The 14,709-nt window shown below is 38.5% G+C and carries 16 protein-coding genes; 5 read left to right on the top strand and 11 right to left on the bottom strand.

Features of this window, described 5'->3' with window-relative positions; translation table 11 throughout:
* Nucleotides 1-21 precede the first annotated feature (21 nt).
* Together AOC36_RS10500 and AOC36_RS10495 are read left to right on the top strand one after the other, a co-directional pair.
* On the top strand, nt 22-744 hold the full coding sequence (locus tag AOC36_RS10500) for a LytR/AlgR family response regulator transcription factor (protein WP_067634056.1): 723 nt from the start codon (nt 22-24) through the stop codon (nt 742-744).
* The gene (locus AOC36_RS10495) at nt 741-2,030 is read left to right on the top strand and encodes a sensor histidine kinase (protein WP_067634054.1); all 1,290 of its coding nucleotides are present in this window, start codon (nt 741-743) and stop codon (nt 2,028-2,030) included. The genes AOC36_RS10500 and AOC36_RS10495 overlap by 4 nt, the downstream gene beginning before the upstream one ends.
* A gap of 408 nt (nt 2,031-2,438) precedes the next feature.
* Here the strand turns inward: AOC36_RS10495 and AOC36_RS10490 are convergent, their stop codons facing one another.
* Nucleotides 2,439-2,933, bottom strand: coding sequence for a GNAT family N-acetyltransferase (locus AOC36_RS10490; protein ID WP_067634051.1), 495 nt, complete (start codon nt 2,931-2,933; stop codon nt 2,439-2,441).
* A gap of 108 nt (nt 2,934-3,041) precedes the next feature.
* Here AOC36_RS10490 and AOC36_RS10485 point away from each other — a divergent pair, with 108 nt between their 5' ends.
* Complete coding sequence (locus AOC36_RS10485) at nt 3,042-3,470, top strand: GNAT family N-acetyltransferase (RefSeq protein WP_067634048.1); 429 nt, start codon at nt 3,042-3,044, stop codon at nt 3,468-3,470.
* Here the strand turns inward: AOC36_RS10485 and AOC36_RS10480 are convergent.
* From AOC36_RS10480 to AOC36_RS10470, 3 genes are all read right to left on the bottom strand, one after another.
* A complete protein-coding gene (locus tag AOC36_RS10480; RefSeq protein WP_067634046.1) occupies nt 3,465-5,090 on the bottom strand; it encodes an alpha,alpha-phosphotrehalase in 1,626 nt (541 codons plus the stop codon). The genes AOC36_RS10485 and AOC36_RS10480 overlap by 6 nt on opposite strands.
* Complete coding sequence (treP, locus tag AOC36_RS10475; protein ID WP_067634044.1) at nt 5,083-6,555, bottom strand: PTS system trehalose-specific EIIBC component; 1,473 nt, start codon at nt 6,553-6,555, stop codon at nt 5,083-5,085. The genes AOC36_RS10480 and treP overlap by 8 nt, the downstream gene beginning before the upstream one ends.
* A 121-nt stretch (nt 6,556-6,676) precedes the next feature.
* Nucleotides 6,677-7,516, bottom strand: coding sequence for a PRD domain-containing protein (locus AOC36_RS10470; protein ID WP_067634042.1), 840 nt, complete (start codon nt 7,514-7,516; stop codon nt 6,677-6,679).
* Between the two features lie 258 nt (nt 7,517-7,774).
* On the opposite strand from AOC36_RS10470, the gene AOC36_RS10465 reads away from it, so the two are divergent.
* Nucleotides 7,775-8,548, top strand: a complete 774-nt coding sequence (locus AOC36_RS10465; RefSeq protein ID WP_067634039.1) for a nucleoside phosphorylase — start codon at nt 7,775-7,777, stop codon at nt 8,546-8,548.
* On the opposite strand, the gene AOC36_RS10460 is transcribed toward AOC36_RS10465, so the two are convergent.
* Nucleotides 8,545-9,105: an HdeD family acid-resistance protein gene (locus tag AOC36_RS10460; RefSeq protein WP_067634037.1), complete on the bottom strand. Its 561-nt coding sequence runs from the start codon at nt 9,103-9,105 to the stop codon at nt 8,545-8,547. The two genes, AOC36_RS10465 and AOC36_RS10460, sit on opposite strands and share 4 nt — an antisense overlap.
* Nucleotides 9,083-9,274 carry a hypothetical protein gene (locus tag AOC36_RS10455; protein ID WP_067634035.1) on the bottom strand — a complete coding sequence of 64 codons (192 nt, stop codon included), beginning with the start codon at nt 9,272-9,274 and terminating at the stop codon, nt 9,083-9,085. Before AOC36_RS10455 ends, AOC36_RS10460 begins: the two co-directional genes overlap by 23 nt.
* Nucleotides 9,275-9,394: 120 nt before the next feature.
* Between AOC36_RS10455 and AOC36_RS10450 the strand changes: the two genes are divergently transcribed.
* Nucleotides 9,395-9,913, top strand: coding sequence for a TetR/AcrR family transcriptional regulator C-terminal domain-containing protein (locus AOC36_RS10450; RefSeq protein ID WP_067634033.1), 519 nt, complete (start codon nt 9,395-9,397; stop codon nt 9,911-9,913).
* Nucleotides 9,914-9,971: 58 nt separating this feature from the next.
* Here AOC36_RS10450 and AOC36_RS10445 read toward each other — a convergent pair whose 3' ends face one another.
* The 5 genes from AOC36_RS10445 to AOC36_RS10425 all read right to left on the bottom strand — a co-directional run bounded on the left by AOC36_RS10445 (nt 9,972) and on the right by AOC36_RS10425 (nt 14,657).
* Nucleotides 9,972-11,309 (bottom strand): APC family permease, encoded by a 1,338-nt coding sequence (locus AOC36_RS10445; protein WP_067634031.1) that lies wholly within the window; start codon nt 11,307-11,309, stop codon nt 9,972-9,974.
* Between the two features lie 217 nt (nt 11,310-11,526).
* Complete coding sequence (locus AOC36_RS10440; RefSeq protein WP_067634029.1) at nt 11,527-12,123, bottom strand: alpha/beta hydrolase; 597 nt, start codon at nt 12,121-12,123, stop codon at nt 11,527-11,529.
* A complete protein-coding gene (locus AOC36_RS10435; RefSeq protein ID WP_067634027.1) occupies nt 12,120-12,551 on the bottom strand; it encodes a MarR family winged helix-turn-helix transcriptional regulator in 432 nt (143 codons plus the stop codon). The genes AOC36_RS10440 and AOC36_RS10435 overlap by 4 nt, the downstream gene beginning before the upstream one ends.
* Nucleotides 12,541-13,545: a VOC family protein gene (locus AOC36_RS10430; RefSeq protein WP_067634025.1), complete on the bottom strand. Its 1,005-nt coding sequence runs from the start codon at nt 13,543-13,545 to the stop codon at nt 12,541-12,543. Before AOC36_RS10430 ends, AOC36_RS10435 begins: the two co-directional genes overlap by 11 nt.
* Complete coding sequence (locus AOC36_RS10425; RefSeq protein WP_067634023.1) at nt 13,542-14,657, bottom strand: VOC family protein; 1,116 nt, start codon at nt 14,655-14,657, stop codon at nt 13,542-13,544. Before AOC36_RS10425 ends, AOC36_RS10430 begins: the two co-directional genes overlap by 4 nt.
* Nucleotides 14,658-14,709 lie beyond the last annotated feature (52 nt).

The following is a 14,709-nucleotide window of genomic DNA, read 5'->3' as shown; positions in this document are numbered from 1 at the left end:
ATTTATGTACAAGGGGGACATATGATATATATCGGAATTGTAGATGACCAACCTGCGCTTTTAAGTCACATCAGACATTGTGTCAATAAAACGCTCTTTAGTCTAAGCGTTGATTATAAGATAATGACATTTAAATCTTCTGAACAAGTACTAGATGTCTTACCTCAAATATCGTTTAGCCTGTTATTAATCGATATAGAATTACCAGGGATGAATGGGGTAACGCTCGCCAAGAAAGTTTATCAGCATTCCAAGGATTCGATCGTACTTTTTTTGTCGTCGTATGATGGCTATATGAAAGATGCATTCGGCTTAAATGTGTACAAGTATATATTAAAAGATAATTATGAAGAAGACTTGCACCGTTCACTCACAGAGGTGATTCACCTTATCGAAGGCCGACCTCTTAAAGCTTTTAAAACCCCCAATGGTGTCATCCATCTGTATCCAGATGAAATTGTATTCATCGAATACATTGATCGAAACCCTTATGTATATACCACAAAACTCAAAGCCATTAAACTCAGTTCAGCCAGTCTCATATCAATCTACAAAGCACTGGATGACCCACACTATGTCATGATAAACAGTCAAACAATCGTGAATCTTCACCATGTATTTAGTGTTAACTATAAGTTTATTTTGATGAAAGGGTATGACAGAGAGTTTAAAGTATCCCGAAGCAAACGCAGTGCTTTCATCGAAAAATACGAAGCTTTTTTGCTTGATGGTAATACATTATGAACGGGTCTTTGTTACTCTATTTCATGGACTACATCCTATCAGCATTGTTTACACTTTTATTATATCGATTCGGGGCATTATTCTTACGCAAGCGTCATTTAAAAGATCATGAAATATGGTTAGTATCTGCAGTGTTTTCAGTGCTGGTTTATCTTTTTTTAATTAGCCCAGTCACATTGCTGCAAGAACAACTCTTTATCTTCCCACTTTCATTTCTCTTTCTTTCCATTCTATTTAATGACAGAAAGTCCATAACATTATTAGTGACGACGACCTTTATTATTTTATTAGTCGTGTTGTCTGTGTGTTCAATTTTAATCACATTGGATTATTTAAATTTAGACTTAAAGGACTTTTATGCACAGGGGCGTGTACGAACCTATTCATTGTTGATTTCCCGGGGAATGATGCTGATTGGTGTTGAGTTATTAAGCCGTGGGTGGAAAAAACGATGGACGAATCCATTTTTAACATCTCGCGGTATCATCTGGTTTTTTATCTTTTCATTCCTTTTGGTATCGTTCCTTTTTGAATCGTTTTTTGAAAATGGGGGTGTTGATGTTTATTATACGATGCCCTATATGGTTGCAATCTTCGTTCTATTTATTGCAATTTCACTCATCTTAATTGCACAATTTATACGAAATAAATCCAAACTTATCGAGACACAAGACTTATTAGAGGAAGCACATTTCCAACAACAAGCCTCCAGCAAGACCTTGGAACATTATTTAAATATTATGCAAACAAAGCATGATTTGAAGAATCATTTAATTGTTGTTCGACACTTAATTGAAACCGATAAGAATCATGAAGCCCTTGAATATCTTAAATCGCTGCAATCTTTGGATGCGTTTAAACTACACGTCTCTACTGATAATGCCATAATTAACGCCATATTAAATGCAAAGATTTCGAATAATTTAGACATCAACTTTAAGGTAACTTTGACCTTTGACACATTTTCTTTTAAGCCATTGTATCTTTCCACTATTTTAGGGAATGCTTTAGATAATGCGATTGAAGCTGTGAAACACTTAGAGGAATCAAAACGACGGATTGAAGTTGTGATTGGTGAGAATGATCAATATGGAAAAATCACGATTACCAATCCATATAATGGAAAGCTCAGAATGATTGATGGTAAGGTTTACTCAACGAAACTCAATAATGGAGATGGCACTGGATTGTCCAGCATCCATAAAGTCGTGGACGAAATGGGTGGGAAGATTGAAATTAAAACGGACAACAATCAATTTCAAGTTTCAGTTTTATTAACAAAATAAGGATTAAATATCTGAATCATTAGGAAATGGATGCTGTGTGTATTGTAAAACAATCTCAAGAATCAAAAAAATGTATTATAAATGACTAAAATCATCAAAATCGGGTCAATAATGAGTCAAAATATCACGATTCGCATGCATAATTTTGGGGTGTGCGTGCAGAATTCACAGAGAAACATGTATAATTAACAGTGCAATAAAAAAATTTAATGATAAGTCCTATTATGTTAGTGGGGGGAATAGTACTTCGATCGGTACTATCTCAACATAATCATCACATACAAGGTGGGGGTATGTGACTGATTGACTCGCAAAGGCTGCACATGAGTATTGGTAGAGCTCATTAATGCAGCTTTTTGTTTATAAAAAAAGCGTTGGTTCACAGTGATGAACCGACGCTTTGTCTATTTAGTGGGGAATCCAATCGAAGGCATCCCGAGGTGCCCCATCTTCAAGTAAAATAATACCGCGGTATACAAAACCACATTTCTCAAGAAGGCGCTTCATTGGAAGGTTCTCACGATGTGTATCAATTCGGATGGTGGTATTTGGGTAAAGGGATTGAATTGCTTCAAACAAATGTGTGCCAACACCGTTATTTACACGATTTTGGGCAGTAGCGACGCGGTGCAAGGTAAGATAGTCACCCTCACTACCCCATGCCCCATCAATTGACCTATAACAAGGTTCTAAAGTCTTGATCACTGTTGTGATCGCGACAATATGATGATCATCGCATAAGACATACAAGGTCTCATTACTAATGTCAGACACTGTTGATTCCCTGTTAGGATAGCCATTTTGCCACTGGTCGATTCCCATTTCCTTTAACCGCAATTTTGCATCTTCAATGATTTTGTCGATTTCGAAAACATCTTCAATCACTGCTTTTCTAAATATCATAATCGTCCCTCACAATCTTTAAGTCTAGTATACGTTTTTTTTATGGAGAATAGAAGTAAAAAATTCTTATTGGTATTTATGATATAATATCAAAAAAATGGAGGCGTTATGGAGATATTGAAACTTGAAAATGACCAACTCGAGAAGACGCGTATTTTTCTAAATACTTTATTAAAAAAACATCAAGACACGCTCAGTCGGCCTGGGTTCACTCAGGTTGTGGAATTTGGATATTCCTTTAATCATGAGGGCAGGATGCTTGGCGCAATCCTTTGCAAACAAACAGATGAAGTGATTCATATTGAATTGTTGGGTGTAGATGAACGTGATCGTGGGAAACACATTGGGTCACGTTTGATGGAATCTGTAGTATCTTATGCGAAAACGCATGGATGCACACGCATTACACTCACAACACAAGATTATCAAGCAAAGGGTTTCTATGAATCCTGTGGTTTTGAGGTGTTTGGGTTCTTGGAAGATACACCAATACAGGGCACAACCAAATACTACATGACAAAAAAATGTGACTTATAGAGCCACATTTTTTTTATGCACAACCAGAACTTCAAAGGGCTGCAATACAAGCGTATTTGAAAGTTCTGTTCGCCCAGTGTTTGAGAGGATGATTGATGCATCTGTTGCATCAAAATCGAGTGTGTCGGTGGTGTTTGACATATTACCGACGACATCGATTGTTTCATCACTTAGCATTCGAGAATAGATAAAGCGCGTTGGGTGATTCAATTCACTGAAATGAATCGATCCTTCCTTGAGTATTTGCGAGCTTTTACGAAGTGCAATTAAACGCTTCATATAATGATAAACTGACGCAGGATCCTTTAAGTTATCTTCAACTGTTTTCAGTTGAGGATGTTTAGTGAAACCAAGCCAAGGGTTTTGTGTTGAGAAACCATAGAACTGATCATGATTCCAAGGCATTGGTGTGCGTCCGTTGTCTCTGGATCGTTTGTTGAGAATATCAAGCACAGTCTTTTCATCCTGTGTTTGAATCAACTCGCGGTACATATTGAGTGATTCGATATCACGATAATCATCAATCGTGTTGAAATAGGCGTTTGGAAGCCCAATTTCTTCACCTTGATAAATATAAGGAATCCCACGCATTAAAAACATGAGCGTTGAGTACAGGGTTGCGGATTCAAATGGATAATTGAGATCATCACCAAAACGTGAATTTGCACGTGGCTGGTCATGATTGTTTAAAAACAGTGCCATGTAAGCATTGTGTGCTTGCATTTCAAGTTGCCATTCAGCCAATAAGGTTTTAAACTGTACAAAATCAGGGTCTTTGAGTTCCCACTTCCGGTTATTTTTGTAATCCACTTTTAAGTGGTGAAAGCCAAACACAGTTCCCAATTCATGGCGTGTTGGATCTGCATATTTCACCGCATGATCAATGGTAGTTGATGAAAGTTCGCCTACAGTTAAGATGTCTTCATACGTTCCAAATGTATGTGTATTGAGGGCATGAAGGTGTTCGTGTACTCGCGGTCCATCCGTATAAAAACGGCGGCCATCCCAAACATCATCATCTTCGAATACGTCGGGTTTGGATACAAGATTGATGACATCAAAGCGTAAACCTGTGATCCCTTTTTCTAGCGAGAAGTTCACAACCCCACATAACTCCTCAAAGACCTCGGGGTTTTCCCAGTTTAAGTCTGCCTGAGTTGGGTCAAAAAGGTGAAGATAATACAAATCGAGCGATTCTACATACTTCCATGCACTTCCACCAAATTTTGATTGCCAGTTGGTTGGCTTTTCTTTAAAGAAATAGTAATCCATGTACTTTTTATCACCTTTGAGTGCTTTTTGAAACCATTCATGTGCTGTTGAGGTATGATTCAGTACAAAGTCAAACATAATATCAATGCCACGTTTTGATGCTTCTTCAATTAACACATCAACATCATCCATGGTTCCAAAGAGTGGGTCGATGTTGCGATAGTCTGCAACATCATACCCATTATCATTTTGAGGCGACACAAAGACTGGTGTCGTCCAAATCATATTAATGCCTAAATCTTGGAGGTAATCCAGTTTTTCAATAATCCCTTTGATATCACCGATTCCATCATCATTGGTATCCTTAAATGATTTTGGATAGATTTGATATACGAAGCGATTAAGCATTGGCTTCCTTACGTTTTCCATAAAGCACAGTGAGTGTGAATGGAATGACGATACAGAAGACAATCGCAATGATAAAGAAGAGTGGCCAGCGGTTAAAGTTGAAGGATAAGAATCCTGGGATACCACCAACACCAATTGAGTTTGCCATCAGTTCGAAGCCTACTGATACCATACCTGCTAGACCTGAACCAATCATTGCTGCAAAGAATGGATAGTTGTATTTTAAGTTAATCCCAAACATCGCAGGTTCTGTGACACCTAAGTAACATGAAATCATAGCAGGAAGTGAAACTTGTTCTTCTTCCTTATCACCGCGGTGTAGCCACCAGATACCAAGTACAGCACTCCCTTGTGCAATATTACTGAAAGCAATCATTGGCCATAATAAGGTACCACCAAAGTCAGATACAAGTTGTAAGTCGATGGCATTGGTCATGTGGTGAAGTCCTGTGATGACAAGTGGTGCATAGAAGAAACCAAAGAGTCCAGCGAATACAGTTCTAAATTGTGATGTCAGTCCTGTATAAACAACAGTAGAAATCCAGTCCCCAATTACCCATCCAATCGGTCCTAAGATGAGGTGTGCTACAAGAACAGTCGGTACGAGTGCAAATAAAGGTACAAAGACCATTGAGATTGCATCTGGGATGATCTTCTTGAAGAATCGTTCAAGATAAACTAGTGTAAATCCTGCAAGCATCGCTGGTATTACTTGGGCTTGATACCCAATCATGTTAACGGTTGCGAACCCAAAGTCCCAATGTGGGATGTCAGCTGCAGCAGTTCCTGCAACGGCGTATGCATTAAGAAGTTGTGGTGAAACAAGCGTAATCCCTAATACAATCCCAAGAATTTGAGTTGTACCCATTTTACGTGTAATCGACCATGTAATTCCAACAGGGAGGAAGTGGAAAATCGCTTCCCCGATCAGCCATAAGAAATGGTTAACCCCACTCCAGAATTGGCTCACATCTACAATTGTGTTATAGATTGGTGCGCCATTTTGTGTTGTCTGGAGTACACCATCTATTATTTTTTGTCCAAGCGCTTGAATTTGAACCCCTTCAAGGATGTTTCTAAACCCAAGAATTAACCCCCCAACAATGATTGCTGGGATTAATGGTGAAAAGATTTCTGCAAGATTACTCATTAAACGTTGCAGTGCATTTTGATTTCCCTTCGCAATTTCTTTCACGCTATCTTTTGAAGTGCCTTCAACACCAGAGATCGCGACGAAGTCATTGTAGAAGTTGCCAACGTCATTACCAATAATCACTTGATACTGACCTGCTTGCGTAAATGTCCCCTTTACAGAAGTCAGTGCTTCAATTGATTCAATGTTGGTTTGTTTTGGATCTTTCAATACAAACCGTAAACGTGTAACACAGTGTGTCACAGCGGATATATTATCCTTACCACCAAGATACTCAAGCAGCTTGGTCGCATCATTTGTATATTTCCCCATAATTCTTCCTCCTCTTTCATGGGATCGAAATGGCTGTGAAAATAATAAAAGACCTCCAAGGTGCACTCAAAAATGCACACAATGAAGGTCTTGCCCATTTTATAGGTTACAAGCCAAGATATCAACGGCTATGCTCAAGTCTGTTGAGATGAATCGTTAGATATACTAATTCTTGTGTATTAATCTTCACATCAAATCGATGTTCTACGAGTTTCTGAATTTGTTTCGCGCATGTGTATGCACTTTCAAACTCGTCAAACACATTATATAGGACTTTTTCAGAATCGTCAACTTGGTTACTTCCAAGAACACGAATCAGAAGCATTTTAATATGGATCATAATTCGTTGTGTTTGGAGCTGATCAAGCTTTAATGGAATTAAATAATAGTCTCTGACAACGTTTAAACAATCAAAAATTGCATCCGTCATCCGTGAAGTTTGGTTATTTATATCACTGTTTGAACCATTCACAACGTGCATTGTTAGAAATCCAATTTCATCTTCAGGTAAGGTTACATGGAATGTTTCATTGATGCGTCGTAAGAGATTCGCACTGAATTGATAGGCATCATCATAGAGAATTTTTAAATCGAAGAGCATCATATTTCGAATGTCTTGCCCACTTTTAATCCGTTGGAGTGCAAAATAAATGTGGTCGACAATGGTGATGTATGCATGGGGGTCAAGTGCTAATCCAGTTTCTTCTACAGTTGCGCTGATAAGACGATAGAGATTGAGAAAGTCAGCTTCAGGGATTTCCATTGCGAGTTGTGTTGTCTTTACAAGGTCTTCACGTTGTAATTCAAATACTTTCTCTATTTTATGATGAGGGACTGCTTTCATCGGACGCGCGTCAAAACCAATTCCCAATCCAACAACAATGACTTCATTGAAGCCATGCGTTGCGAGAACTACATTATTATTGAGTACTTTTTTAACACGATAAATGATTTGTGACATGAATCCACCTCAATATCATTTTAATTCAAAGCAAAATTTATGTCCATACATAGGCTACGTAAAGTAAAATATCATATAAAATATTTTTATATCATGAGACACAACGCTTACCTTGGTGAAGGTAGGTGAGATATGAGGGCTATTTTTGTATAAAATCATTTTCATGCAAGGATAATATCGCCATAAGAAAAAAGGAATGTGACGCGGCTTACAACTTCGTGATATAATTCTAATCAATAAAATAAAAGGAGAATAATAATGTTATTATATGAGTTTGATGCGGATCCATCAGCGGTGATTAATCCTTCTGATTTAGTACAGCCGATTGAGGGGTTCCCTGAAATTATGGTATCATGCTTTGCGAAAGAAACCTTTGATCGACTCAAAGAAGAACATACCACTGAAATCATTGAGTCCATTGATTTTGCGAATTTAAAAAATCCAGTCTATAAGATTACCCTTGAAGGCGTTGATATTGGACTTGTGAACGCCTATGTCGGTGCTGCAGGGTGTGTGAGTATGTTTGATTATTTGATTGCCTGTGGGATGAAAAAGCTTATTATCTTCGGAACCTGCGGTGTACTTGATAAGCATATTGAAGATGCTTCAATTATCGTTCCAACCGATGCACTTCGCGATGAAGGTGCAAGTTTTCATTATGCACCACCTAGTGAAGAAATAGAAGTGAATGTTGGATATTTCGATTCATTGATTGAATACCTAAATACACACAACGTGAGCCATACGATAGGGAAAGTATGGACGACGGATGCTTTTTATCGTGAAACACGAAATAAGATGCAACGTCGCAAGGACGCAGGTTGTATCTGTGTGGATATGGAATGTTCAGCACTCGCAGCATTGGCTCAATTTAGAGGCATTGATATCGTACACTTTTTCTATTCTGCAGATAATTTGGATACTGAGTGCTGGGATATTCGAAGTTTAGAAAACAATGAGAAATTGGATGAAAAACACAAAATTGGCGAATTAGCACTTGGTTTTGCAGTGCACATCGCCAATGATGATTAAAGAATTTCTTTTGAACGATTGAGACCTAAGATTCCTTCAATGAATACTTCGAATCCATAGAATAACAAGTAAACCGCTACAAAACTCACGGTATAGAGTAGTGAAGTAAGTGGGTTGAAGAGTAGGTAAATTGATAGTACAATTCCTAGCGCTGATACGATGAGTGAGAACCAGTAACTTGCAGTGCCACTGTAATGACGAATCAGTGGGAGCTGTGTGATCTTAGAAATACAGGTTGACATAAACCAAATTGGGAAAAGTAGGCTAATCATGAATGCTGTGGATGTTGGATTCATAAACATAATCACCCCAGCAACAATACTTATAATACCACCAATCATACTGAGTGATGGTGCATAACCGAATTTGGAATCAAATACAAAGTACATTGCGATATCAATGATACCCGAAATAAGGGCATAAAGCGCAAAGGCAAAGCCTAAGGTGCTGATGACAGTTGAAGGATTCATCAGTGAATATACCCCCAATACCACCAGTAGTGCTCCAAATATAATCCGTGTAATACAAATGTTCTTAACAATCTTCTTGATGTTCATCGTTTTGTTCCTCCTTAATATTGGTGAGTGATTCAATCTCGTTTAAGAGTGTATCGATATGCTTTTGATAGATACTATTGAGTTCTAATGTTTTATTCCCAAGCTCTTGCTTCAGGGACGCTATTTTTTCCTTGTGAGCATAAATCAATGCTTCGATATCTTGTTTCATCACAATCACCTCTTTACAATGCTATTATGGAACATATATGATAAAATATGAAGAATCAAAAAACTGAGATTGTCCGAAATCGGACACATTAAAGGAATCTGTCTTGAAAAGGAGACCATTATGACACACAAAAAAGAACCGAAATCAAAATTTCGATTAAGAAATGCGTTAAATGAACTCATGGAGAAACAGCATTTTACACAGATCAGTGTCAATGACATTTGTGCTCAAGCATATGTCGGAAGGTCAACATTTTACGAACACTTCCAAGATAAGTACGACTTATTGATGTACTCATTGAATACCTTTTATGAAGAATTAAGCAGTCATCTTGAGAATGAGACTGATGTAAGACGCATTGAACTTGTCCTTGAAGCGATAAAACTCCAATCACAGTTTTTGAAGCGCCTTTTAAGGTCAGATTTAAACCATGAAGTGAATCAAATCATTCGGAAGGTATGGAACGACAAGATTGAGAGTCGGGTTCAAGAAGGCTCTCATCTTGATGAGTTTTCCATTCGATTTGCAGCGGGTGGGGTTGTGTTCATGATTCTACGTTGGATTGAAACAGACTGTGATGAACCGGTTGAAGACTTTGCGAAAGCATTGAATGATATCTTTAAACGCCTCGAACACTAAAAAAGACACAAGTCCCACGCTTTGGGTTTGTGTCTTTTTGATTTTATGTGAAGGGAGGTTATCGTTTCATAAACAGGTAGCCAGCGTAGATTCCAATGAATGAAATCACGAAGTAAATAGGCGCACCTTCTTGGGTAACCCCACCATAAATTATTAATAATGAACCAATACATGCTAGAATTGGGTAAATAAACCCATGACTGATTCCAAGTTCTTTGGTTTTAATTTCATCAATAATGAGACGGACAAATAATGCGATGTAAAAGAAGTAAGTAAGGACAATCGGTAAGGCATCGATTTGTAGACCTCTGAAATGTAACGGACCCAGTTCAATACCAAAGACACTCAGTGCGTGAAATGACAGCCAAACTAAACATAAGACTAAGGATAAGAATGCTGACTTCATCGGAATATCATATTTCTTATTTACATGGACGAATTGCTCAGATTTTGGGAAAGAACCGCGCAGTGAGAGCGAGTAAGGAAGTCGAATGTATCCTAATACAAGTCCGTTAACGGTTCCAAGTATTGAGATGATGACTGCGATATACACAAGTTTTCCTCCAAATGGACCAAACATTGACTCCGCTAAAACACCTACAGATTGATCTCCAAGATCAATCACATTTTGTGGGCCTAAAAAGGCGGTGATCCCTAAAAAGTAAAAGAGATACACTGCAAGAATAATGAGGGGTGCGATTACCAAGGCTTTGCGTAAGTTCTTTTTAGGATTTTTGATTTCGTGGGCAATTGCAGGTGCTACAAACCATCCATCATAGGAGAAGGCAGTTGCGACAAGACCTGTGAAAAATCCTGTAGTCAGTGCTTCATTGATTGAAGGACCACTTGCCATATTGCTCATGTCACCAAAAATAAACCCGAGGGTCGATAGTAAGAGCAATGCAGCTACTTTAATGACGAGGGTTATATTTTGAAATTTACCTGCTGCAATTGTATTTATGATGTTTAGGCCATAAATTGCAACGACAACACAGATCGAGATGATCCATAATCTGATATCAAAGGGGTTTGTAATTCCAAAGAGGTGACCGGTATAAATCGCAGCTACCCAAGCAAGAATCGCGATAATTGCAGGGAAATAAAACACCGCTTGAAACCATCCAGCAAGATACCCCATTGTTTTCCCCCAAGCAAGTTCAATATATGTGATGAGTCCCCCGGCTTCGCTTGTTTTCTTAGCGTAGTTTGACACACTTAACCCCCCAAATATGATCCCGATAGCACCTACGATAAGAACCATCGCACCCAAGAAAACATTGCCATTGGTGGCGATGAGTATGTCGTCTGTTTTAAAGAAGATACCCGATCCAATAACAACCCCAACGATCATTGAGATTGTTGTAAACAGGCCAAACTTCTGCTTCTGATTTTCCACTGTCATTCCTCCATTTAAAAACAAAGTGCATATTAACATGCACTTTGATTAAGAGAATTATATGCGAATTCCTATTATATTACAAATAATATTTGCGATTTGTGGTGATAAAGGGGATTCAATATTGTATTTAGGCTTTGATATAAAAAATATAGATAAGATTTATTAATGCCGATAAAAATATCTTTGATGGGTCAAAGACATCATGCGCTTATTTTTAAATATGCTCTTGGATGAAGTCACGCGCTTTCTCAACTTCATTTTGCGTTAATTGATGACCGGTTTCACTGGTAAAAACCGATACTTTGAGGGATGCTGCGTTCATTTGGTCAAGAATTGCATTAAATCCGTGTTCATCGATGTAAAAGTCATTGTGACCAAACGATGCGAAAACAGGGAATTTTTGAGGGATAAATGGCAGTTCTTTAAGGGTCGTGGATGGGTGAAAAAGGATGAGTGCATCAACATCAAGGGCATAGGTTTTCAACATACTTTGAAGCAGGTTTGCTCCATTTGAATATCCTAAGAGAATCAGTGACTTATCCTTGAGATTTTCTTTGTTGATACAATCTTGAATCGTATCGTAAACGACCTGTGTTGCTTTCGCAAGACTCTTTGTATCAAAGGTCCCATCGCTATAGCGTTCAAAAAATCGGGTCATGCCGTTCTCAGTTACATCACCTTGAAGCCCAAGTAAACTCGCATTTGGATCAAGCATTCGTGATACATCGAAAAGTTGTGTTGCGTGGCCACCGGTTCCATGCAATGATACGATGAGTGTATCATTGGTGCCCCGTTCAAATACATGAATCATGAGATATCCTCCTGTGCTTTTTTTCCAAGTTTCTTTAAACTATCGATTAATGCTTGTTCTTCGTGTACTTCTAATATATCGAAAAGTGTCCGCATTTGGTCGTAGTGTTCTTTGTATATTACATTGAATTGATGGCTTCCTTGAGGTGTAAGCTCAAGGGTTTGGATGCGACGATCTGTTTCTTTTTTCCTACGGTGGATTAGATTTTTTTGTGCCAGGATATCAAGAACGTAGGTCAGTGAACTGTTTGGAATCAGACAAGTGCTTCCGAGTTCATGTGTTGTTAAGGAACCCTTTGTATTGAGTGCTTCAAGGACCATAAATTCATTAAGGTTCAAAGAGGAATTCTCTAGGGTTTGTTTAACTTTGTTCAAGACACTTTGATGGGCCTTGAAAAGTACAATCAATGCTTTTAAATCAGTGTTCATCAAAGGTCTCCTTTATAAATACTTTGTTGCTTCTGACCGTGTCAAAGTGATGAAGGTTTTCATTTATGGATGCTTCATATTGTCGAAGATGAGGCGGAAGGGTTAAGGTTTCACCCAAGATTTCATAGTCTTCTTGGTCATCAATAAAACCTGGACCATCTGTTGCGAATTCAAAAAGAATATTTGGAATGAGTCTTACGTAAACAGAGCCAAAGTAGAAACGTTCTACAAAACCAGAGTGTGGTAAGTTGAGTTGATCAAGCTTGGATTCCCATTGTTCAAGATGGTTTTTGTCTTCAACACGAAATGCTACATGGTGTACACCCCCATACCCTTGTTGGGCGAAGTCTGAAGTTTCATCAACCTTAATAATAAGAGAAGCACCATTCCCACCCTTGCCCATTTCATAAAGGTGTAAAGCACCGTCTTGATGTACATGGCGCATGTTTAAGATCCGTGTTAAGACGATATCTGTGTACTCAAATTGATCAACAGTTAAGAAGACTGGACCTAAACCCGTAATCGCATATTCGTCAGGAACGGGCCCTTTATGCCATGGCTCTCCAGAAGCAACACCGGGTACATGTTCATCAGAGAACAGTGCATAATGTTGATTGTCAAAATCTTCAAATGTCATATAATGACGTCCGAAAATACGTTTGATGGGTGAGTGTGTAATTGAATAATGATCAAACCGTTTAACCCAGTACTCAAGTGCTGCATGGCTTGGTACCCTGAAACTTGTTTTTGAGATATCGTTGGTCCCAACTCGATGTTGGTGGATTCCTTTAAAATCAAAGAATGTCATATCTGTCCCGGGTCTTCCTCTATCATCCGCGAAATATAAATGATAGGACGTTAAGTCGTCTTGATTCACGTTTTTCTTTACCAAACGCATCGAGAGAATGTGAGTGTAAAAGTCGTAGATTTTCTCTGCACTGCTGGTGATTGCGGTAACGTGGTGTATGCCAATAAGTGGTTTAAGATTGCTCATGATTGATCTCCTTTTGATAGATTTATAACCGTTTGTTTGTAGTGGTTTAATTGTCTTTGCTCATCAGGTGTTAACGTACGCTTGCGTTGTATTGATAGGAGCGTTTGGATTTTTGACCTGAGGGTCTGTTTGGTTTGAAGTAATTCATATTCATGCCGATTTCGATAGCCATAATTGCCTAAAGCATCGATGGATTTAACTTCAAGAGGCATCAGTGAAACAGAAGCAAGGTCAAATGAATGTTCAAATTGCGGTGGAATTTTAAAGGTTGTACCCAGTGTTTCAAGTGATTCGTCCACAAGAACGCCAGGTCCCATTGTCGCAAGTTCAATTAAGATACCACCTTTTTCCCTAAAGTAAATTGACTTGAAGTATTTTCGATCTTTGATTTCAGTGGGTCTGTACCCTTTTTCTTGGAGTATTTTGACCCAGTCTTCGAGATCTTCTTCAAGGATTTTGAAAGCAATATGGTGTACAACGCCAACTCCAGAAGTCCCCGCATTGCCTAATTTCTTTTTAATTTCAAGAAGTCCACCCAAATCATCGTGAATTTTATAGCGACTTATTTCATCGTCTTCATCGATTTTTTCATATCCTAAGCAATCAACAAGCAATGATTCTGTGAGGAGTGGAAAGCGTGAGAAGAGTGTTGCGCTGTGAATTCCGATGAGATTGTTGGGTGGTGCAACACCGTTGAATGACCACCTGTTATCGGGTCCGCTCTTTGTTTCAATGAGTTCAAGTTCAAGACCTGTAGGATCTTCGAAGGCTAAACGACGCGAACCAAAGCGTGTATATTCATAATGCGGTATGTGAAAGTGTTTGAAACGATGCTTCCAAAAGGTAAATGAATCGGGTCTTACGCCATAGGTTACAAAACCCACTTGCCCCGTTCCAACGCGTCCTTGTGTCGTGTCTACTTGTGGGAACGTTGTGATAAGACCTGAGGAACCATCGTGATTACCATAATACAGATGATAGTTTTCTTTGTGATCAAAGTTTAGGGTTTTCTTTACAAGACGTGTTCCTAATACGCCTGCGTTAAAGTCGATATCTTTTTGAGCATGTCCCACAACTGATGAGACATGGTGAATGCCATATGTTTTTACCATGCGAGATTCCTCCTTATAGCCTCATTATATTTCGAATTCGAAATAAATACCA

The organism is Erysipelothrix larvae (assembly GCF_001545095.1).
GTDB classification, from domain to species: Bacteria; Bacillota_I; Bacilli_A; order Erysipelotrichales; family Erysipelotrichaceae; genus Erysipelothrix; species Erysipelothrix larvae.
The sequence above is the reverse complement of the archived record's forward strand: the minus strand, read 5'-3'. Positions and strand labels throughout refer to the sequence as shown.